The 21,099-nt window shown below is 58.0% G+C and carries 22 protein-coding genes; 7 read left to right on the top strand and 15 right to left on the bottom strand.

Annotation, left to right across the window (positions count from 1 at the left end):
* Positions 1-10 precede the first annotated feature (10 nt).
* Positions 11-865, bottom strand: coding sequence for an MIP/aquaporin family protein (locus BLU75_RS01635; protein ID WP_084381382.1), 855 nt, complete (start codon positions 863-865; stop codon positions 11-13).
* A 371-nt stretch (positions 866-1,236) separates the two neighbouring features.
* On the opposite strand from BLU75_RS01635, the gene ybaK reads away from it, so the two are divergent.
* Positions 1,237-1,707: a Cys-tRNA(Pro) deacylase gene (gene ybaK / locus BLU75_RS01640; protein ID WP_084381381.1), complete on the top strand. Its 471-nt coding sequence runs from the start codon at positions 1,237-1,239 to the stop codon at positions 1,705-1,707.
* A gap of 51 nt (positions 1,708-1,758) precedes the next feature.
* Here the strand turns inward: ybaK and BLU75_RS01645 are convergent, their stop codons facing one another.
* Positions 1,759-2,868: an ABC transporter ATP-binding protein gene (locus tag BLU75_RS01645; RefSeq protein ID WP_084381380.1), complete on the bottom strand. Its 1,110-nt coding sequence runs from the start codon at positions 2,866-2,868 to the stop codon at positions 1,759-1,761.
* Positions 2,865-3,785, bottom strand: coding sequence for an ornithine carbamoyltransferase (gene argF, locus BLU75_RS01650; protein WP_084381379.1), 921 nt, complete (start codon positions 3,783-3,785; stop codon positions 2,865-2,867). The genes BLU75_RS01645 and argF overlap by 4 nt, the downstream gene beginning before the upstream one ends.
* A gap of 467 nt (positions 3,786-4,252) precedes the next feature.
* On the opposite strand from argF, the gene BLU75_RS01655 reads away from it, so the two are divergent.
* Together BLU75_RS01655 and grxD are read left to right on the top strand one after the other, a co-directional pair.
* Positions 4,253-6,361, top strand: a complete 2,109-nt coding sequence (locus tag BLU75_RS01655; protein ID WP_084381378.1) for a molybdopterin oxidoreductase family protein — start codon at positions 4,253-4,255, stop codon at positions 6,359-6,361.
* A gap of 102 nt (positions 6,362-6,463) precedes the next feature.
* Positions 6,464-6,802 (top strand): Grx4 family monothiol glutaredoxin, encoded by a 339-nt coding sequence (gene grxD, locus BLU75_RS01660; RefSeq protein WP_084381377.1) that lies wholly within the window; start codon positions 6,464-6,466, stop codon positions 6,800-6,802.
* 175 nt (positions 6,803-6,977) lie between these two features.
* Here grxD and bfr read toward each other — a convergent pair whose 3' ends face one another.
* Together bfr and BLU75_RS01670 are read right to left on the bottom strand one after the other, a co-directional pair.
* Positions 6,978-7,448 (bottom strand): bacterioferritin, encoded by a 471-nt coding sequence (bfr, locus tag BLU75_RS01665; protein ID WP_084381376.1) that lies wholly within the window; start codon positions 7,446-7,448, stop codon positions 6,978-6,980.
* A 201-nt stretch (positions 7,449-7,649) separates the two neighbouring features.
* Complete coding sequence (locus BLU75_RS01670) at positions 7,650-7,868, bottom strand: bacterioferritin-associated ferredoxin (protein WP_003208706.1); 219 nt, start codon at positions 7,866-7,868, stop codon at positions 7,650-7,652.
* A gap of 241 nt (positions 7,869-8,109) precedes the next feature.
* On the opposite strand from BLU75_RS01670, the gene BLU75_RS01675 reads away from it, so the two are divergent.
* Complete coding sequence (locus BLU75_RS01675) at positions 8,110-8,712, top strand: peroxiredoxin (RefSeq protein WP_003172097.1); 603 nt, start codon at positions 8,110-8,112, stop codon at positions 8,710-8,712.
* A 64-nt stretch (positions 8,713-8,776) separates the two neighbouring features.
* On the opposite strand, the gene rnt is transcribed toward BLU75_RS01675, so the two are convergent.
* Both rnt and pyrC read right to left on the bottom strand, forming a co-directional pair.
* Positions 8,777-9,448, bottom strand: coding sequence for a ribonuclease T (gene rnt / locus BLU75_RS01680; protein ID WP_084381375.1), 672 nt, complete (start codon positions 9,446-9,448; stop codon positions 8,777-8,779).
* Positions 9,445-10,491: a dihydroorotase gene (gene pyrC / locus BLU75_RS01685; RefSeq protein ID WP_084381374.1), complete on the bottom strand. Its 1,047-nt coding sequence runs from the start codon at positions 10,489-10,491 to the stop codon at positions 9,445-9,447. Before pyrC ends, rnt begins: the two co-directional genes overlap by 4 nt.
* A gap of 156 nt (positions 10,492-10,647) precedes the next feature.
* On the opposite strand from pyrC, the gene BLU75_RS01690 reads away from it, so the two are divergent.
* The 3 genes from BLU75_RS01690 to BLU75_RS01705 all read left to right on the top strand — a co-directional run bounded on the left by BLU75_RS01690 (position 10,648) and on the right by BLU75_RS01705 (position 14,133).
* A complete protein-coding gene (locus tag BLU75_RS01690) occupies positions 10,648-11,556 on the top strand; it encodes a flagellar protein MotY (protein WP_084381373.1) in 909 nt (302 codons plus the stop codon).
* Between the two features lie 129 nt (positions 11,557-11,685).
* Complete coding sequence (locus tag BLU75_RS01695) at positions 11,686-12,903, top strand: argininosuccinate synthase (protein WP_084381372.1); 1,218 nt, start codon at positions 11,686-11,688, stop codon at positions 12,901-12,903.
* 597 nt (positions 12,904-13,500) lie between these two features.
* The gene (locus tag BLU75_RS01705) at positions 13,501-14,133 is read left to right on the top strand and encodes a response regulator transcription factor (RefSeq protein ID WP_084381370.1); all 633 of its coding nucleotides are present in this window, start codon (positions 13,501-13,503) and stop codon (positions 14,131-14,133) included.
* Between the two features lie 82 nt (positions 14,134-14,215).
* On the opposite strand, the gene BLU75_RS01710 is transcribed toward BLU75_RS01705, so the two are convergent.
* The 8 genes from BLU75_RS01710 to metG all read right to left on the bottom strand — a co-directional run bounded on the left by BLU75_RS01710 (position 14,216) and on the right by metG (position 20,980).
* A complete protein-coding gene (locus BLU75_RS01710; protein WP_084381369.1) occupies positions 14,216-14,404 on the bottom strand; it encodes a PA3496 family putative envelope integrity protein in 189 nt (62 codons plus the stop codon).
* Between the two features lie 107 nt (positions 14,405-14,511).
* Complete coding sequence (nth, locus tag BLU75_RS01715) at positions 14,512-15,150, bottom strand: endonuclease III (protein ID WP_084381368.1); 639 nt, start codon at positions 15,148-15,150, stop codon at positions 14,512-14,514.
* Between the two features lie 25 nt (positions 15,151-15,175).
* Entirely contained in the window at positions 15,176-15,679 is a 504-nt protein-coding gene (locus BLU75_RS01720; RefSeq protein ID WP_084381367.1) for an Rnf-Nqr domain containing protein, read from the bottom strand.
* Positions 15,672-16,283, bottom strand: coding sequence for an RnfABCDGE type electron transport complex subunit G (locus BLU75_RS01725; protein WP_084381366.1), 612 nt, complete (start codon positions 16,281-16,283; stop codon positions 15,672-15,674). The genes BLU75_RS01720 and BLU75_RS01725 overlap by 8 nt, the downstream gene beginning before the upstream one ends.
* Complete coding sequence (locus tag BLU75_RS01730; RefSeq protein ID WP_084381365.1) at positions 16,280-17,263, bottom strand: RnfABCDGE type electron transport complex subunit D; 984 nt, start codon at positions 17,261-17,263, stop codon at positions 16,280-16,282. The genes BLU75_RS01725 and BLU75_RS01730 overlap by 4 nt, the downstream gene beginning before the upstream one ends.
* Entirely contained in the window at positions 17,250-18,257 is a 1,008-nt protein-coding gene (rsxB, locus tag BLU75_RS01735; protein ID WP_084381364.1) for an electron transport complex subunit RsxB, read from the bottom strand. Before rsxB ends, BLU75_RS01730 begins: the two co-directional genes overlap by 14 nt.
* Positions 18,254-18,817 carry an Rnf-Nqr domain containing protein gene (locus BLU75_RS01740; protein ID WP_084381363.1) on the bottom strand — a complete coding sequence of 188 codons (564 nt, stop codon included), beginning with the start codon at positions 18,815-18,817 and terminating at the stop codon, positions 18,254-18,256. The genes rsxB and BLU75_RS01740 overlap by 4 nt, the downstream gene beginning before the upstream one ends.
* Positions 18,818-18,928: 111 nt before the next feature.
* The gene (gene metG, locus BLU75_RS01745) at positions 18,929-20,980 is read right to left on the bottom strand and encodes a methionine--tRNA ligase (protein WP_084381362.1); all 2,052 of its coding nucleotides are present in this window, start codon (positions 20,978-20,980) and stop codon (positions 18,929-18,931) included.
* Between the last annotated feature and the right edge of the window lie 119 nt (positions 20,981-21,099).

The raw sequence follows: 21,099 nt of genomic DNA on the forward strand, positions 1-21,099 counted from the left end.
GTTGGCGCGTTCAAGAGGTTCGGCGGTTGCCGCTGGCGGCAGGTTCAATTGCATCAGTTGTAGCAGGTGCGGCGTTGGGCAGGTGACGGGCAATCAGCCCGCGATACGCTGCAGCGCCGAGGCAGGCACCGACAATCGGTGCAAAGATCGGAATCAGGAAATAAGGAATGTCACGCCCGCCGGTGAAAGCCATTTCACCCCAGCCGGCAAAAAAGGTCATCAGCTTGGGTCCGAAGTCGCGGGCCGGATTCATCGCAAATCCGGTCAGCGGCCCCATGGCGCTGCCGATCACGGCGATCAACAGGCCGATCAGCAGTGGCGCCAACGGGCCACGGGGCAGGCCGTTGTTGTCGTCGGTCAGGGCCATGATGACACCCATCAGGATTGCCGTGATGACCATCTCGACCAGGAATGCCTGGGCTGTGTTCAGCAATGCATGAGGATAGGTGGAAAACACCGACGCCAATTCCAGGCTGGCTTCTGAACCACGGATCATATGGTGGGTTTGTTCGTAATCGAAAAACAGATTGCTGTACAGCGTATACACCAATGCTGCCGAGCAGAATGCGCCAGCGATCTGGGCGATGATGTAGAACGGCAGTTTGCGCTTGTCGAAATCGGCAAAAATGCACAAGGCGATGCTGACCGCCGGGTTGAGATGAGCACCGGAAATGCCGGCGCTCAGGTAGATCGCCATGCTGACGCCGATCCCCCAGATAATGCTGATTTCCCACAGGCCGAAGCTGGCACCCGCGACCTTGAGCGCGGCAACACAGCCGGTGCCGAAGAAAATCAGCAACGCTGTGCCGAGGAACTCGGCCATGCATTGGCTTGAAAGCGACGGCTGTTGAAAAGCAGTTGTCATTGAAAACCCCAGTTCTTTTTTTTGTTTGGCGCTCTGCCAAAATGGGCAAATGCGCGATTTTCAGCGTTCCAGGATCCCCATCCTGTTCGCGGCTTACTGCTCGGACACTTAAGGATAATTCCTACGGTATTCGGAAACGAAAAAATATAGACAAGAAACACCGCTGTCAAAGGTCGAAAGTGAACTATTGGTCATTTTGCAACTATTGGTCTCGTGAATGATCGCGGCGCATCCGTACAAAACCTCGGCTTGCACGTGATAAACGGCTGCGCGTATTTGCCGCGTAAGCGCCGGTAATAGAGCGTTTTGCTTTGGCTTGACCTAGAATCGAGGTTTGGTATTTCCACATGTATCCCAAGCTTGGAGCCTGCATGACGCCCGCATTGGAGCTGTTGAAAAAAGTTCGCGCCGAACATCGCATTCACAGTTACGAACATGACCCAAAAGCACCGTCCTATGGCCTGGAGGCCGCGGAAAAGTTGAGTCTTGATCCGGCACAGGTATTCAAGACCTTGCTGGCCAGCAGCGAGAAGGGCGAGTTATTGGTGGCTGTGGTACCGGTCGTCGGAAGTCTGGACTTGAAGGCGCTGGCGCACGCCGCCGAGGTCAAGAAAGTCGAGATGGCCGACCCGGCAGCGGCGCAACGGGCTACCGGTTATTTGCTGGGTGGGATCAGCCCGCTGGGACAGAAAAAGCGTCTGCGCACCTTTATCGATGTCACGGCGCAGCCTTTTGCGACAATTTTTGTCAGCGCGGGGAGAAGAGGGCTGGAAGTGGAGTTGGCGGCGTCAGTATTGGCCGAGCATACCCAAGCCCGCTTTGCGCCGATTGGGCGGGCGTGAAAAAACCGGTAGGAGCAGGCAGAAACCTGGCTCCTGCAGAGGGTAGGTGCGTCAGTGGGTCGTGCTGTAGCGCCGCACGCCTGAGTCAACCTGCGGAAGGTGTGCCGCTGTACTTCCCGAGGCCTGGAACAGCACCAGATGTTCTGCCGCCACGCGAATGCCAACCTCGGTATCGATCTGATGATCGGCATGGCTGGGGAAGATGGATTCCAACTGAGCGCCGGTGGGCAACAACAAACGGTACAAGGTCGAAGCGCCGAGGAACGTCTTGCCGACGATCCGGGCTTTCAAGGGACTGTCCGGGGCATAGACAATATCATCCGGACGCAGCAATACATCTACCGCTCCGCCGATCGGCCAGGTATAGGCGCGGTTGCCGCGCAGTTCACCCAGTTCGGTACTGACCGACTCCGGGGTATTCAACTGACCACGGATGAAGTAACCCTGACCAATAAAGCTGGCGACGTAAGGTGTCAGCGGTTCGTGGTAGAGGTTGTAGGGCGTATCCCATTGTTCCAGGCGACCCTCCTTGAAGACGCCGACGTGGTCACTTACCGCGAAGGCTTCTTCCTGGTCGTGAGTCACCAGAATCGCACTGGTGCCCCGCGCCTTGAGAATGTCACGCACCTCATGGCTCAGCTTGCGCCGCAGTTCGCCGTCGAGGTTCGAGAAGGGCTCGTCCAACAATAGCAATTGTGGTTCGGGTGCCAACGCACGGGCCAAGGCCACACGTTGTTGCTGGCCGCCCGATAGCTCATGAGGGAAGCGCTTGCCAAGGCTTTTCAGGTTGACCAGTTCCAGCAACTCACCCACGACATGGTCTTTTTGCGGATGTTTGCGAATACCGAAGGCAATGTTTTCGACCACGCTGAGGTGCGGGAACAGTGCGTAGTCCTGGAACACCATGCCAATTCGGCGTTTCTCGGGAGCCAGGGTAAAACCTGCGCTGGAGAGGGTTTCACCGGCGAGGGTGATTTCCCCTTCATGTATCGGCTCAAACCCGGCAATCGCCCGCAAGGTGGTGGTCTTGCCACATCCCGAGGAACCCAGCAGGCAGCCGATGTCGCCGGCATTGAGGTGCAGATTGAGGTTCTGCACCACCCGTTGATCCTGATAACCGCATGCCAGGTTGCGCAGATTCAGCAGAAGTGGCTGACTCATGCGTGGTGGTACGCTGGCGGAACCAGAAACTCCAACAGCGCTTTTTGCGCGTGCAGACGGTTTTCCGCCTGATCCCAGGCCACCGAGCGTTGATCGTCCAGCAAGTCGAGGCTGATTTCTTCGCCGCGATGCGCGGGCAGGCAATGCATGAACAGCACGTCCGGCGCGGCCAGATCGAGCAAGGCGCGGGTGACCTGGAACGGTGCGAACGTGGCCAGGCGCTTGGCGCTTTCGTCTTCCTGGCCCATGGAGGTCCAGACGTCGGTGCTCACTAGGTGGGCACCGATCACGGCGTCCCGTGGGTCGCGGAACAACTGCGCGCGACCACCGGCTTTGGCGAGAAATTCGGCGCTGGGCTCGTAGCCCTCGGGGCAGGCAATGCGCAGGTTGAAGTCGAACTGGGTCGCCGCTTCTATATAGCTGTTGCACATGTTGTTGCCATCGCCGATCCAGGCCACGGTCTTGCCTTGGATCGAGCCGCGATGTTCGAGGAATGTCTGCATATCGGCGAGCAACTGGCAGGGATGCAAGTCATCGGACAGGCCGTTGATTACCGGTACGCGGGAGTTGGCGGCGAATTCGGTAAGGGTGCTATGGGCGAAGGTACGGATCATTACCGCATCGAGCATACGCGACATGACAATGGCGCAATCGCTGATCGGTTCGCCACGGCCCAGTTGGGTATCCCGTGGCGAGAGAAAGATGGCTTGGCCACCGAGCTGGATCATGCCGGCTTCGAAAGACAAACGGGTGCGGGTTGACGATTTCTCGAAAATCATCCCGAGAACGCGGTTTTTCAGAGGCTCGAACAGTACGCCGCGATTACGCAGGTCTTTAAGCTCAATGCCTCGACGGATCACGCTGACCAGCTCTTCGGGCGTGCAATCCATCAGGGAGAGAAAGTGCCTTGCGCTCATCATTAACTACCTTTTTGCAACAGACCGCAGATACTCAAAGCCTTGTTTATTGTGACAACGGGCGAGACCTGCGGCGAAAGCCGCACGGGGCGACGAAATAGGGGAAGGCGCGATATTGACATTAAATGTCGCGTCTTACCAATAGGCTACGGTTTTTTTGGGGTGTTCAAAGGGGCGGGAAAAGCACTTTTGAAGCCTGTTTCCTAACGGCAGCGGGTCATTTGTACACTGGCGTCGAGTCCCTTTGCAATGCGTGAGGGCGGATGCAGGCCGGCCTGTATCGGTTTCAGCAGGTGTTTTGGGGGGCTGCGGGGAGCGCTGAAACATTTTCTAATGTTTGCCCATGGCTCCTCCTGATGCCTGCCGATTCATGCGACGAACATTGCTGGCGCCTTGTTCGGTGGCAGGCCATAGTTTTGCGCACGTGCTTATTCCGATGACGCTGCATTCCATAAAAGAGACTGGCCATGACCAAGACTCTCCATCACCGTGCCTGCCATCTGTGCGAAGCCATCTGCGGCCTGACCCTGGAAACCACGACCTCGGACGAGGGGGGTATGACGATTACGTCGATCAAGGGTGATCCCCTCGACACTTTCAGTCGCGGTCATATCTGCCCCAAGGCGGTAGCCCTGCAAGATATCCAGAACGATCCGGATCGGCTGCACCAGCCCATGTTACGGGTGGGCGACGAGTGGCAGCCGATCCCTTGGGACGCGGCCTTTGCGCTGGCGGCCGAGCGGCTGGCGGGTATCCAGGCGCGTCACGGACAAAATGCGGTGGCCGTTTACCAGGGCAATCCCAGCGTACACAACTATGGCTTGATGACTCACAGCAACTATTTTCTCGGGCAGTTGAAAACGCGCAATCGCTTTTCCGCCACCTCCGTGGATCAATTGCCCCATCACCTCACCAGCCACTTGATGTACGGCCATGGTCTGTTGTTGCCGATCCCGGATATTGACTGCACTGATTTCATGCTGATCCTCGGTGGTAACCCGCTGGCATCCAACGGCAGCATCATGACCGTGCCGGATGTGGAGAAACGCCTGAAAGCCATTCAGGCCCGAGGCGGCAAAGTGGTGGTGGTCGATCCACGGCGCAGCGAAACGGCGGCCATCGCCGATCAGCACCTGTTCGTGCGCCCTGGCGGCGATGCGGCATTGCTGTTCGGGCTGCTCAACACGTTATTCAGTGAGAACCTGACCCGCGCCAGTCACTTGCCAGTGGACGGGCTGGATGAGGTGCGAGAAGCCGTCGTCGGGTTCAGCGCCGAGGCCATGAGTCGCCAATGCGCGGTTCCGGCCGAGCAGATACGTCAGCTTGCGCGGGATTTTGCGGCGGCGGACAAGGCGGTGTGTTACGGGCGGATGGGTGTATCGACCCAGGTGTTCGGCACGCTGTGTCACTGGTTGGTGCAGTTGATCAATCTGGTGACGGGTAATCTCGACCGAGTCGGTGGTGCGTTATGCACGGAGCCGGCGGTGGATCTGGTGGCGGCGACCTCCGGCGGGCATTTCAATCGTTGGCAGAGTCGGGTTTCCGGGCGCCCTGAGTACAGTGGAGAGTTGCCGGTATCGGCTCTGGCTGAAGAAATGCTCACCGAAGGTGAGGGACAAATCCGTGCCTTGGTGACGGTGGCGGGTAATCCAGTGTTGTCTACACCCAATGGACGGCAATTGGAGCAGGCGCTGGATGGTCTGGAGTTCATGCTCAGTATCGATCTCTATATCAACGAAACCACGCGCTACGCCGATTTGATCCTGCCGTCGACCTCGGCCCTGGAAAACGATCACTACGACACCACTTTCAATATGTTCGCGGTGCGGAATGTCACGCGGTTCAACCGGGCCATTCTGCCCAAGCCCGAAGGTGCGTTGCATGACTGGGAGATCTTTGTCGGGCTGGCGCGGGCATTCGCGGCGCAGACCGGCGCGGTGCTGAAGCCGACGCTGCCGCCTGCGCAGATGATTGACTTGGGCCTGCGGGCCGGGGCTTATGGGGATGCATCCAGTCACAAGTTGTCGGTAGCGGCCTTGGCTGATTATCCCCATGGGTTGGACCTCGGCCCGCTCAAAGCCAATCTGGCAGGGCGCTTGAAAACCGCAAATGCTCGTGTGCAGGCCGCGCCCGCGGTGATCCTGGCGGACTTGGCACGTTTTGTCGCCCAGCCGCTGGCGCAGGTGGACGAATTGCTGTTGATTGGTCGCCGTCACGTGCGCAGCAATAACTCGTGGATGCATAACTATCATCGCCTGGTGAAGGGCAAGCCCCGGCATCAACTGCTGATGCACCCCGATGACCTTGCCAGCCGCCAGTTGAGCGACGGCCAGCGTGTGCGGGTCAGCTCGCGGATCGGCGTGATTGAAGTCCAAGTGCTGGCCAGCCTGGAGATGATGCCTGGCGTGGTCAGCTTGCCCCATGGCTGGGGCCATGGTCGCCCTGGCGTGCAAATGAGCATTGCCAGCGCGCAGCCCGGGGCGAGTGCCAACGACCTGACGGATGAGCGGCAGTTGGACGAACTGTCGGGGAACGCGGCACTCAATGGGGTGCCGGTCAAGGTAGCGGCGGCGTGACGCAGCGAGTCTGTCGGGGAGTCCGAGCGTCGTGTCGGGCTTTGCGTTACAATGCGCCACCGTGCCGGCCCATGAGTCGGAAAGTTCCAGCCGAGGTGTTCCATGGATATCATCGAAACGATTAAAGAGCAGATTGCCAACAACACTATTCTGCTTTACATGAAGGGCGCACCTAACGCTCCTCAGTGCGGCTTTTCCGCGAAAGCGTCCCAGGCCATCATGGCGTGTGGCGAGAAATTCGCTTACGTGGATATCCTGCAAAATCCGGAAATCCGCGCCAACCTGCCGAAGTACGCCAACTGGCCAACCTTCCCGCAATTGTGGGTGGCCGGTGAACTGGTCGGCGGTAGCGACATCATCACCGAGATGGCGGCTGATGGCTCGTTGCAAGCACTGATCAAAGAAGCTGCGGACAAAGCTGCTGCAAAGACCGAAGCCTGATCTTGCAGGTGCTGGCTTGCCAGCGAAGGACTTGAAAGCGCCGCGTTCCACCAGGAAAGCAGCGTTATCGTTAGCGTTTTTCGCTGGCAAGCCGGCTCCTACAGAAAACCGGTCAATAAAAAGCCCCGCTTCTCTTTAAAGAGAGCGGGGCTTTTTAGTGGGCGCGAACTAAGGGTTATTCACCCATCTGCGATTGCAGATAGTTTTCCAGCGTCACTTTGCCGATCAGGCCGACCTGGGTTTCCAGCCAGTCGATATGCTCTTCCTGGTCCTCGAGGATATCTTCCAGCAGTTCACGACTGCCGAAGTCACTGGCCTTTTCGCAGTGAGCGATGGCGGCCTTGAGATCGGTCAGGCTCTTGCGCTCGAAGGTGAGGTCGCAGCTGAGCATTTCTTCGGTGTGCTCGCCGATGTTCAACTTACCCAGGTCCTGCACGTTCGGCAGGCCTTCGAGGAACAGGATGCGTTTGATCAGCTTGTCCGCATCCTTCATGGCCTGGATCGATTCCTTGTATTCATGCTTGCCGAGCTTTTCCAGGCCCCAATCTTCATACATGCGCGCATGCAGAAAGTACTGATTGATCGCGACCAGTTCATTGGCAAGGATTTTGTTGAGTTGCTGGATGACTGAGATGTCGCCTTTCATGACTGGGGTCCTGCCCTGTATTCGCTGTATATAAGGCGGAGTTTGAGCTGCACGCTGACTACTGTCAAACCTAAGTTATTGAATAATAAATGAAAATTAATCGGAATAAGAATGTTTGTGTTCCGCGTCTTGGCGCTAACTGTTTGAATTACGGGCATAAAAAAACCGGACCCTAAGTCCGGTTCTTTAAAATACGTTGATTTAAGCGTGTGTAAATTCTGCCGAGTAGGGGATCGCCGCCTGAGCCGTTTGCAATTGCGTCAGGGTTTCCCGTACCACTTGCTTGGCCAGGCAGGCGCATTTGCCGCATTGGCTGGCAACGCCGGTGGTTTCACGCACTTCCTTGTAGCTGCAGCAACCTTCGTAGATTGCTTCGCGGATTTGTCCGTCGGTGACGCCAGTGCAGAGGCAGACATACATAAGGGAGAACCGTCGCGGTTTAGGCTTAAGTGCGATGGATCTTAATGTTAACGAGAATGATTGTCAAAGTAGTTTCTCAAGCCTTTGCGTCTGGACGCCTGCGCACTGACGAACGGTTTTTTCAGTGTATGATGATCGGTCTTCACGAAGCGTGACTGCGTCACAGGCCTGTCGTTTATACGCGGCAGACTTGAGGTCGGTCCTTTTACTTCATCGTCACCCCTACATCAGGAGATATCCAATGAGCGTACTCGTCGGCAAACAAGCCCCGGATTTCGACGTACCTGCCGTCCTCGGCAACGGCGAAATCGTAGACAGCTTCAAACTGTCTGAAGCCATCAAAGGCAAATATGGCCTGGTGTTCTTCTACCCGCTGGACTTCACCTTCGTCTGCCCGTCGGAGCTGATCGCCCTGGATCACCGCATGGACGATTTCAAGGCGCGTAACGTTGAAGTGGTAGCTGTTTCCATTGACTCCCACTTCACCCACAACGCCTGGCGCAACACCGCCATCAATGATGGCGGTATCGGCAAAGTCAAATACACCATGGCTGCCGACATGAAGCACGACATCGCCAAGGCCTACGACGTAGAGTCCGAAGGCGGCGTGGCTTTCCGTGGCGCGTTCCTGATCGACGACAAGGGCGTTGTCCGCTCGCAGATCATCAACGACCTGCCGCTGGGCCGTAACATGGAAGAGCTGATCCGCCTGGTTGACGCCCTGCAATTCCACGAAGAGCACGGCGAAGTCTGCCCGGCCAACTGGAAAAAAGGCGACAAAGGCATGAACGCTTCGCCAGAAGGCGTTGCGGCTTACCTGACCGAGAACGCTGGCAAGCTGTAAGCCCGCGTCGAGGTACAAAAAAACCGGCCTGAAAAGGCCGGTTTTTTATGCGCGGGATTTGACCTCAGTCGTTGAAGTCTTCCCAGCCGCCCATTTGTTTCCAGCGGTTGACGATGCCACAGAACAGGTCGGCGGTCTTCTCGGTGTCGTAGCGGGCCGAGTGGGCTTCGCGTCCGTCGAAGTCGATACCGGCAGCCTGGCAGGCTTTTGCCAGCACGGTCTGGCCATAGGCCAAGCCGGCCAGGGTCGCGGTGTCGAAGCTGGAGAAGGGGTGAAACGGGTTGCGTTTCATGTCCAGTCGCGCCACGGCGGCATTCAGGAAACCGAGGTCGAAGCTGCTGTTGTGACCGACCAGGATCGCGCGTTTGCAGCCGTTGGCCTTCAAGGCTTTGCGCACACCTCGGAAGATATCGGTGAGTGCCGTTTCTTCACTGACCGCCATGCGCAGCGGGTGGTCGAGTTTGATCCCGGTAAACTCCAGGGCCGCTGCTTCGATGTTGGCGCCTTCGAAGGGTTCGACGCGGAAGAAATGGGTGTGTTCCGGATACACGAAACCCTGTTCATCCATGCCGATGGTGGTGGCGGCGATTTCCAGCAACGCATCAGTGGCACAGTTGAACCCGCCGGTTTCTACGTCAATGACCACCGGCAGGTAGCCACGAAAGCGTTCAGCCATCGGGTGGCGTGAACCGCCGCCATGACCTTCGTGTTCGTCGTCGAAATGGTCTTCACTCACGCGTGTTCCTCCAGCAGGCGCCAGCGCAGTGTTTCACCGGCGCGCAGCGGGATAACGGTCAGCTCGCCAAATGGCAGGCTGGCAGGGGCGGTCCAGTCTTCACGAACCAGGGTAATGCGCTCGGTGTTCGCCGGCAGCCCGTAGAAACGCGGGCCGTTCAGGCTGGCAAACCCTTCAAGCTGGTCCAGCGCGTTACGTTGCTCGAACGCTTCGGCATACAGCTCGATCGCCGCATAGGCGGTATAGCAACCAGCACAACCGCACGCAGCTTCCTTGGCGTGCTGGGCGTGGGGCGCCGAGTCGGTGCCGAGGAAGAACTTTTCGCTGCCGCTGGTGGCGGCATCGAGCAGTGCAACCTGGTGGGTATTGCGCTTGAGGATCGGCAGGCAATAGAAGTGCGGTCGAATCCCGCCTACCAGCATGTGGTTGCGGTTGTACAGCAGGTGGTGCGCGGTAATGGTCGCGGCGACGTTGGCCGAGGCTTCGGTGACGAATTGCACGGCGTCGGCGGTGGTGATGTGTTCAAACACCACTTTCAAGGTCGGGAACAGTTCGACCACGCGACGCATGTGCTCGTCGATGAAGATCTTTTCGCGATCGAATACATCGACATCGCCACGGGTGACTTCACCGTGGATCAGCAGCGGCATGCCGACTTCGGCCATGGCTTCGATCGCCGGCAGGATCTTGTCGATGCTGGTCACGCCGGAGTCGGAGTTGGTGGTCGCGCCGGCCGGGTACAGCTTGGCGGCATGCACAAAACCGCTGGCGCGGGCCTGGCGAATTTCTTCGGGCTGGGTACGGTCGGTCAGGTACAGCACCATCAACGGTTCAAAGCGGCTACCGGCGGGTCGCGCAGCGAGGATGCGCTGGCGATAGGCGTCGGCTTCAGCGGCATTTCGCACCGGAGGTACCAGGTTAGGCATGATGATGGCACGGCCAAACGTGCGCGCTACATCGGCCACGGTGTGGGGCAACGCAGCACCATCGCGAAGATGAATATGCCAGTCGTCGGGACGCAGCAGGGTCAGGCGGTCGGACATTGGGGATTCCAGGCGGGTCAATCTGGTGGGAATGCTACCGGAAAAGACACTCGCAGGCACCCGCTATCAAGTTTTGCTGAATGCTACCGATATCCCTGGGTATGCCTTAACGACGTATGACGCCTTGATGTGTTGTAGAAACCAGTGGAGCCGCCCGTGCGCCAGCATTATCTAGCCCTGCTCAGCCTATTCGCCAGCTTGCCCGCGATGGCCCTGACGTTCCAGACGCGCCTGGAGAATGTCGAGTGGAAGGTGGAAGGCGACAAGTTCGAATGCCGCTTGAGCCAGCCGATTGCCGATTTTGGTTCTGGCGAGTTCTTGCGCCGCGCCGGGGAGCAGGCGACATTTCGCCTCAAAGCCTACAACGGTTCGCTGGGCGGTGGTTCCGCGACATTACTCGCGGCCGCGGCGCCGTGGCAGCCGGGACGCGGTGATATCAATCTCGGTGCGGTGCGCGCCGGCAGTGGTGATGTGCTGTTCAACAGTTCCCAGGCCCAGGCCGGGCGCTTGTTCAATGGTCTGTTGGAGGGGCGTAGCCCAACGGTACGCCACTATTCACGGGATGGCGGCTATTCCGAAATCCGCCTGTTACCGGTGAAGTTCAACAAGGCCTACAGCGACTATCAACTGTGTACGGCAAAACTGCTGCCGATGAACTTCGATCAGATCAAGCAGACCCAAGTGGGCTTTCCGGGAGGCGGCATCGATCTGGACGCGGCCGCCAAGGCCAAGCTGATGGTCATGCTGGAGTTCATCAAGGCCGACCCCACCGTCAACCATATCGAACTGGACGGCCACTCGGACAACAGCGGCAATCGCCTGTCCAACCGCGACCTTTCCCGTCGCCGTGGCCTGGCGGTGATGGATTTCCTCAAGGCCAACGGGGTTCCCGAGTCGCAGATTGTCCTGCGCTTCCATGGCGAACGTTATCCGCTGGTGCCCAATACCAGCCCCGCCAACCGGGCGCAGAACCGGCGTGTCAATATTCACCTGGACCGGGTGCCTGTTCCCGAGAAACCGGCGCCCCAGGCCACCGCCCCGGCGAACGCGGCCGCCACCTCCTGAGGTGCGGCCATTCGTCGCTAGTCCGACATAATCTGTCGCTTTATCTTCATTTGCTGTCGCGCCCCTGTAATTTCACGGTTTTGAACGGTAGAATCATCGGCTTTCCGTAAAACCCCGTGGAGTGATGGCATGGCCGACGTAAACAAGGTCGTTCTCGCGTATTCCGGCGGCCTGGACACTTCGGTGATCCTCAAGTGGCTGCAGGATACTTATAACTGTGAAGTGGTGACCTTCACCGCTGACCTGGGTCAGGGCGAAGAGGTCGAACCTGCACGTGCCAAGGCGCAAGCCATGGGCGTGAAGGAGATCTACATTGACGACCTGCGCGAAGAGTTCGTCCGCGATTTCGTTTTCCCGATGTTTCGCGCCAACACTGTCTACGAAGGCGAGTACCTGCTGGGTACCTCCATCGCACGTCCGCTGATCGCCAAGCGCCTGATCGAAATCGCCAACGAAACCGGCGCCGACGCCATCTCCCACGGTGCCACCGGCAAGGGCAACGACCAGGTCCGTTTCGAATTGGGCGCCTATGCGCTGAAGCCGGGCGTGAAAGTGATTGCCCCTTGGCGTGAATGGGATCTGCTGTCCCGTGAGAAGCTGATGGATTACGCTGAAAAGCATGCCATCCCGATCGAGCGTCACGGCAAGAAAAAATCCCCGTACTCGATGGATGCCAACTTGCTGCACATCTCCTATGAAGGCGGCGTGCTGGAAGACACCTGGACCGAGCACGAAGAAGACATGTGGCGCTGGACCGTCTCTCCAGAGAACGCGCCTGACAAGCCGCAATATCTGGAGCTGACCTACCGTAACGGCGATATCGTCGCGTTGGACGGCGTCGAAATGAGCCCGGCTACCGTACTGGCGACGCTGAACCGTATCGGCGGCGAGCACGGCATCGGTCGTCTGGATATCGTCGAGAACCGTTACGTGGGCATGAAGTCCCGTGGCTGCTACGAGACCCCGGGCGGAACCATCATGCTGCGCGCCCACCGCGCGATCGAGTCCATCACCCTGGACCGTGAAGTCGCTCACCTCAAAGACGAACTGATGCCTAAGTACGCCAGCCTGATCTACACCGGCTACTGGTGGAGCCCGGAGCGCCTGATGTTGCAGCAGATGATCGACGCCTCCCAGGCCCATGTGAACGGCGTTGTGCGCCTGAAACTGTACAAGGGCAATGTGATCGTCACCGGTCGCAAATCCGATGAGTCGCTGTTCGACGCCAATATTGCCACCTTTGAAGAAGATGGCGGCGCTTACAATCAGGAAGATGCCGCAGGTTTCATCAAGCTCAATGCACTGCGCATGCGTATCGCGGCCAACAAAGGTCGTAAGTTGTTCTAAGCTGTTTGAATGACCATAAAAAGTGGTCCCTCTATCGAGGGGCCATTTTTTATGTCCGGAAAACCTGTAAGCGTTCAAGATGTTTATAGTTGTTTAAGATGCTGCCGAAGATTCGGCAGAAGTTGACCGCGTACGATATATCTATTTTTGCTGTGCTATTTTTAGTGTGGCAAGTACTTTCTCTTTGAGTTGCTATAAACGTCGAGAGTCCTGTAGGTTTTAACGTATTTTTTAGCCAAATTGCTGCTGGCGGCGAGATGTTTCTGGGAACTTTTCTCCAAGGGATTTTTCTGTGCGTGGATAACTGCAGGTTTAACTTTTGCAAGGGACATTTCCTGAAACCTGTGTGCGGCGCGTTTATATTGGCCGCAGAGTATGGCTATTTTCATTCGAAATATGTTTTCCGGCGGAAAGTTCTGAAAGCTCGAATGGAATATGACACATCCTTAGAGGCGTTTTTTTGTAGGGTGATTCCTATAGCTTTGTGGGGCCGGTCTCTGCTTGCTGTTACTTGGGGGGGAGTGCTATGCCAAGAGGGAAACGACTAGGCTATTGTGCGGGCTCTGAATAATTCGAACAGCGAAATTGGACTTGCCCATGAATAAAGTGCTGATCGTGGATGATCATCCCGTCATTCGCCTTGCTGTACGGATGCTAATGGAGCGTCATGGATACGAGGTTGTTGCGGAGACCGATAACGGTGTCGATGCATTGCAACTCGCTCGGGAGCACATGCCGGACATTGTCATTCTGGATATTGGAATTCCTAAACTCGATGGTCTGGAAGTTATTTGCCGGCTATCGTCAACCAAACAGGTGCAACCGTTCAAAGTGCTGGTGCTGACGTCCCAGGCACCTGGCCACTTTTCCATGCGCTGCATGCAGGCGGGGGCGGCGGGCTACGTCTGCAAGCAACAGGACCTTACCGAGTTGCTGAGTGCGATAAAGGCCGTGTTGTCCGGTTACAGCTACTTCCCCAACCAGGCGCTCAATTCGGTGCGGTCCACGCAGGGGAATGCCAGTGAAGCGGACATGGTCGAGCGGCTCTCGGGTCGGGAGATGATGGTATTACAGCAACTGGCACGCGGGAAAACCAACAAGGAGATTGCCGATGGCATGTTCCTTAGCAACAAAACCGTGAGTACCTACAAGACTCGCTTGCTGCTCAAGCTCAATGCTCGATCGCTGGTGGATTTGATAGAGCTCGCGCAGCGTAACGGGCTGGTATAAACGTCAGGTGCAGTGTCGGGCGCCGTCGACGTCCGCACAGAAAAAGCCTCCCGGCGGAGGCTTCTGGATGTGGCCCGCTGGATTAAAGGTCGAAATCGTAATCGGCCAACTGTTTTTGCAAGCGTCGCTCTTCCAGAAGGTTGTCGATTGTGCGGCGTTTGCTCAAATTGGTCTTGGCCACTTCTATAGGTGCTTCAGTCGCCTCATCCGAGTCCGTGGCAACAAAGTCATCCTCTACATCCACATCCAGTTGTTCTTTGCCAGTGCTCATAAGGTTAACTCCAGGCTAAGACTGCCATTGGCGCTCCTTATATCGACAAACGTCGGCCGGGTAAAAAAGATTTTTTCAATCGACTGATCAATAAAACCCTTGGTTGCTCAATCGTCGGACGTCTTTTCCTTGTATTCGCACAGATCTTCGATCCGGCAGCTGCCGCAGCGGGGCTTTCGAGCCTGGCATACGTAGCGCCCATGCAGGATCAACCAGTGGTGGGAGTCAAGCAGGTAAGGTTTGGGTACAAACTTCATCAGCTGTTTTTCCACCTCCACCACATTTTTTCCAGGCGCTAGCCCGGTGCGGTTACTGACGCGGAAAATGTGCGTGTCCACCGCCATGGTCAATTGGCGAAACGCAGTATTGAGCACCACGTTGGCGGTCTTGCGACCTACTCCTGGCAGGGCCTCGAGTGCCTCACGGGTTTGCGGTACTTCGCCGTTGTGACGTTCCACCAGCAAGCGGCAGGTCTCGATGACGTTTTTTGCCTTGCTGTTGTACAGGCCAATGGTCTTGATGTAATGCGACAACCCTTCAACCCCAAGCGCATGGATCGCTGCCGGTGTATTGGCCACGGGGAACAATTTGGCGGTGGCCTTGTTGACGCCGACGTCTGTCGATTGTGCGGACAAAATCACTGCGATCAGTAGCTCGAACGCTGAGGAGTAAGCCAGTTCGGTTTTCGGTTCCGGGTTGTCTTCGTGCAGCCGACGGAAAATTTCCAGGCGTTTTGCGGCATTCATGGCGCGAACGGTTCCTTGCAAGCGGTCAGTGGGGTTTTGAACGGTGGGCCCAGGCCTGCCATCCTGCGAGCAGCAGGCCGAGCAGGATAAACCCCCACGGGGCGAATGTGGCGAAGTGGCTATCGATCAGGATGCGTGACAGCGTCATTGCCCACAGCAGCAGACTGAATACGACAAACAGGCGAAACCGCAGCTTACCCTGGCCGGGTTGGAAGAACCCGCCTTGTTCGAGCAACACACATTGAACTCCGAGCAACAACAGATAAGCGCTCAGGCCTGCGGACATCTCCAGCACCAGGACCTGTATCGCCAAGTCGCCGCAACTGATCCAGGTCGCCGCCAGCAACACGCTTGCCACACCCAAACGGTGGCCACTGAGGTGATGACGAATCAGCTTCATGCTCACACTGTAGATCGTCACAATCACTGTCGAGACCATCCAGAAAACCAAGGCTTTCACCAAGGTGTCACTGACGCCAAGCACCGGTGGCAGTATCAACGCACCTGCCAGCCAGACGGACTTACTCATCGACAGGCCGCTCCAGCAAGTGCTGACGGTGCTCGTCAAAATAGCCTAGGGCGTCATGGATTGCGTTGAGCACGGCGCGCGAGGTGACAGTGGCGCCGGCCATTTGATCGAATTGCCCGCCGTCTTTTCTCAGGGCCCAGGCTGGCTCTTGCGGAGTGTTTGGCGACAGTCCCTTGAAGGCGGCAAGCCAGGGATGACCGGGCTCGGTAATGTGCCCGCCCAGACCAGGTGTTTCCGACTGCTTAAGGGTTTTTACCCCCAGTACTTTTCCATTGCCGGCGATTGCGATCAACAATTCAATACTGTCGTTGTAACCGATGGTTTGTGAGTGCAGGACCACGGCACTTGGTTGCCCTGACAGCGTCGCGAGATAACCATTGAGCAGTCGACTGTGGTTCAGCGCTACGGGACTTGCGAGCAGCGGATGTGCCAATGGCTGAATGTCGTAGCCAGCCAGCGGCAAGAGATCCAGCAACGTACGGTTTTGCAGATCGCGTTGCTGGGCGGCGATGGGCTGGGTGGTCAGTTGTTGCAGGGCCACGGTCAGGCCAGCGCCGGCGATAGCCACCAGCATCACGATGATTATTTCTCGTGTGGGCTTCATCCATCCACCGCCTGTGGCTTGGGTTCTGCCAGGCGTTCAAGCGCGGGCACCGCCAGGTTCATCATCAATACCGCAAACGCTACGCCATCGGCGTAGCTGCCCCATGTGCGGATCAGGTAGATGAGCAACCCCACGCCGATACCAAACAGCAAACGCGCACGTGGGTTTTTAGCTCCGGATACCGGCTCGGTAACAATAAAAAATGCCCCGAGCATGGTTGCGCCGGTCAGCAGATGAAACAGCGGGGCGCCATGGGAATCCGATCCTGAGCCGTTCCAGCACAGCAGGCTGATGACGAACAGGCTGGCGAGCATGCCCACCGGAGCGTGCCAACTGAAAACCCGTTGTTGAAGCAAAAAGACACCGCCAGCGAGAAACGCCAGATTGACCCATTCGCTGCTTTTGCCGGCGATGTGGCCAAAAGCCGGGTTATTCGCAAACAGTTCGTCCATGGTCAGGCTTTTATTGATTCGCAACGTATCGAGGGCCGTGGCCTGGGACCAGGCATCAGGTGCGTCGCCCTGTATGCCCAATACCTGTTGCAGACTCGCCAACAGCTCCATGCCATGGGGAGCAGGCCAGTGCGTCATCGGTTGCGGGAAGAGCACTAGCATCAGTGCATAACCGAGCATGGCCGGGTTAAACGGATTCCGGTTGCCGCCATACAGGTGTTTTCCCAGCAACAATGCACTGGCGACCGCGGCCAAGCATAACCACCACGGGCAGTAAGGTGGCAGGGCCAAGGCCAGCAAAGTTGCGCTGACCAGGCCGCTGAGATCACCGGACGGCAAACCCAGCTGGCGCCTGCGTAGACGACAAATGCTGGCTTCCACGATCCATGCGCAAGCGCCTGCCAGGATCAGATTGATCAACACGCCCCAACCGTAAAACCAGAACAGCACGAGCACCCCAGGACCTGTCGCCAGCAGCACTCGTTTCATTGCCTGTTGCTGATGGTCGAAGGTCTCAAGTGCTGACATGCTTATCCACCAGACGTTGAGCGTCATCGAGCCGCTGTCGGGCGACGGTCAACTCGGCCTCGCTGGTGCCCGGCTGACGCTGCAGTTTGCTCAGTTCGGCACGGTGCATCGCCAGCTGGATTTTTGCACGCTTGAGGTCGGGACCCTGATCCGCCGCGAGGGGCGGCACGACGGGGTTATTCGCTTCGAGCAACGCCAGCGCCTGCTCGGCAGCTTCAAACTGCTGCTGCAGATGAATCAACTGCGACTGCTGCTCAAAGGTCGGCGGATGGCCAAAGGCTTTCAGGGACCTATTGAGTTGGGCTCGGCTCATCGCGAGGGTGATCTTGGCCTTTTTTACCGCAGCGTCCATTTCTGCGGTTTTTTGTGCGCGGACGCGTTCAATCGCTGCCTGCAGCGGATTGCTCTGCACTTCTTCGCTGGGCGCGGCGCGCTGGGTGCGAGCCAGGCGTTCGGCAATCCGCAGCGCTTCTTCACGCTGCAGGCGCGCATTGCGCTGTTCGAAACGACGTCGGGCACGCTCGCGTTTGGTCGCGCGGGCTTGGTACTCCTGGGCGCTGGTTGCCAGGCCACCGACAATTGGCAGCGTCTTACCCGGTGACAGCGGGTGCATTTCAATGCAGTCCACCGGGCAAGGCGCGACACACAGGTCGCAACCGGTGCATTCATCAACGATCACCGTGTGCATCAGCTTGGCCGCGCCGAGGATGGCATCCACCGGGCAGGCCTGGATGCACTTGGTGCAACCGATGCACTCGGCTTCACGAATAAACGCCACTTGCGCCGGCGCTTCGCCCCGTGAGGTATCCAGTTCCACTAGCGCCACGTTCAACAGCTGTGCGAGGCCGGCGAGGGTCTCTTGACCGCCCGGTGGGCACTTGTTGATGGCTTCGCCTTGAGCGATCCCTTCAGCATAGGGTTTGCAGCCAGGATGCCCACATTTGCCGCATTGGGTTTGTGGCAGCAAAGCGTCGATACGTTGAATCAGGCTCATGGTTTGATCATTGCGTTGAAACCCAGGAAAGCCACGCTCATCAACCCGGCACCGATCAGCTCCAGCGGCAGGCCTTTGAAGGGCTGGGGAATATCGTTGCCGGCGACACGTTGGCACAGATCGCTGAACAGACCGAGCGCCAGCCAGAAACCGAGACCGGTTCCCAGACTCAGGAGTGTCATGTCAACCAGGCCCTGATCGTCTCGAACACCGCTCAGCACTACCCCGAGTACACCGGCGTTGCCCAGTAGCAGCGGCCATAGTCCGTCGAACGGCAGCCTTGGTGCCCACCTCGACAGGGCGCGCAGCAAAGGTTGAATCAGCAACGCGGTCATCGCCAGCCACACAAACAGTCGCAGCGAAACCAGCGTAGACGGTAGCAGCAAATAGTGATGCAGCAGGTAGCCCGATACGCCGCTGAGTACCATCAGCAACAGGGTTGCGAGTCCCAGGGCATGCACCCGTCGACGCTCCAGAACCTGATCGCCGGGCAGCGGCATGCGCAGCACGAAGTGGCTGATCAGGGCGGCGCTGGCAAGAGGGACAAGCATATCGGTCATGGTGGGGCCGGTTAAGCGAACAGGGCCTGATTATCCGGCAAGCACGGGGAGGGCACTAGCTGAAACCGCCCGATAGCGAGTCATCGTCGCGACTATCGGGCGGTTTCAGTGTTACTTGATGCGCTGGCCAGGCTTGGCGCCGCTGTCGGGGCTCAGCAGGTAGATTTCCTCACCGCCCGGGCCTGCGGCCATCACCATGCCTTCGGAGATGCCGAAGCGCATCTTCCGTGGCTTGAGGTTGGCAATCATCATGGTCAGACGGCCTTCCAGCTTGGCCGGATCGGGGTAGGCGCTCTTGATTCCGGAGAACACGTTGCGTTGCTCGTCACCGATGTCCAGGGTCAGGCGCAACAGTTTGTCAGCCCCTTCAACCGCTTCGGCCTTGAGGATCAGCGCGACGCGCAAGTCGACGGCGGCGAACGCGTCAAACTCGATTTCCGGGGACAGCGGGTCTTTGGTCAGTTCGCCATTGCCCGCGGGTGCTGCTTCACCGGTGTCGGTCTGGCTGGCGGCGAGGTCTTCTTTCGACGCGTCGGTCATGGCCTGGACTTTTACTGGATCAATGCGGGTCATCAGCGGTTTGAAGGCGTTGAGCTGATGGTTGCTCAACAGGCGGGCGTGGTCGTTCCAGGTCAACGGCGCGACATTCAGAAACGCCTCGGCATCGGCCGCCAGCAACGGCAGGACCGGCTTGAGGAAAATCACCAGTTGGCGGAACAGGTTGATACCGGTGGCGCAAATCGCCTGGACTTCATCCTGCTTGCCTTCGAGTTTATTCAGCGACCACGGCGCCTTGTCGGCGATCCAGGCATTGGCGCGGTCGGCCAGGCCCATGATCTCGCGCATGGCGCGGGCAAAATCGCGGGCTTCATACGCCTCGGCGATGCTTGGCGCGGCAGCCAGGAAGGCCTCGGTCAGCTCTGGCGCGGCATTCACCGGGACCATGATGCCGGCGTTGCCCTTGTGGATAAAACCGGAGCAGCGGCTGGCGATATTGACGACTTTGCCGACCAGGTCGGAGTTGACCTTCTGTACGAAGTCTTCCAGGTTCAGGTCCAGGTCGTCGACCCCACGGCCCAGCTTGGAGGCGTAGTAATAACGCAGGTATTCCGGTGACAGGTGATCCAGGTAGGTGCGCGCCTTGATAAAGGTGCCACGGGATTTGGACATCTTCTGGCCGTTGACCGTCAGATAACCGTGCACGTTGATGCCGGTCGGTTTGCGGTAGCCCGAACCTTCGAGCATCGCAGGCCAGAACAGCGCGTGGAAGTTGACGATGTCCTTGCCAATGAAGTGGTACAGCTCGGCCGTGGAATCCTTGCCCCAGAACGCGTCGAAATCCAGCTCCGGCGTGCGGGCGCAGAGGTTTTTGAAACTCGCCATGTAGCCAATCGGCGCGTCCAGCCATACGTAGAAATACTTGCCCGGTTCGTCGGGGATTTCGAAGCCGAAGTACGGCGCGTCCCGAGAAATGTCCCACTGTTGCAGGCCGGCGTCCAGCCACTCGGCGAGCTTGTTCGCCACCGCATCTTGCAGGGTGCCGCTGCGGGTCCAGGTCTGCAGCATCTGCTGGAAATCCGGGAGCTTGAAGAAAAAGTGCTGGGAATCCTTGAGCACCGGAGTGGCGCCAGAGATGGCCGACTTCGGGTCCTTCAGGTCGGTAGGTGCATACGTCGCGCCGCATTTTTCGCAGTTATCGCCGTACTGGTCTGCCGTACCGCATTTCGGGCAGGTGCCCTTGATGAAACGGTCGGCCAGGAACATTTTCTTTTCCGGGTCGAAATACTGGGTGATCGAACGCGTGGCAATGTGCCCGGCGTCACGCAGCTTCAGGTAGATCTGGCTCGACAGCTCGCGGTTTTCTTCGGAGTGGGTCGAGTGGAAGTTGTCGAATTCGACCAGGAACTCGGCAAAGTCGGCGCTGTGTTCAGCCTGCACGTTGGCGATCAGTTGTTCCGGGGTGATGCCTTCCTTTTCGGCGCGCAACATGATGGCCGAACCATGGGCGTCGTCCGCGCAGACATAAATGCACTGATTGCCGCGATGCTTCTGGAAGCGCACCCACATATCGGTCTGGATGTACTCAAGCATATGGCCAAGGTGGATCGAACCATTGGCATAGGGCAGGGCGCTGGTGACGAGGATCTTGCGTGGCTCGGACATGGGGCTCGGCTACTTGATGAAACGGAGGTCGGCCACTATAAAGCGCCGGGAAATATATTTCACCCCGTGCGGCTGTTTCAGCGTTTTCCAACGTCGTGAAACATGCCCTTCGCCGCGGG

The sequence above is a fragment of the Pseudomonas mucidolens genome (genome assembly GCF_900106045.1).
Lineage (GTDB): Bacteria > Pseudomonadota > Gammaproteobacteria > Pseudomonadales > Pseudomonadaceae > Aquipseudomonas > Aquipseudomonas mucidolens.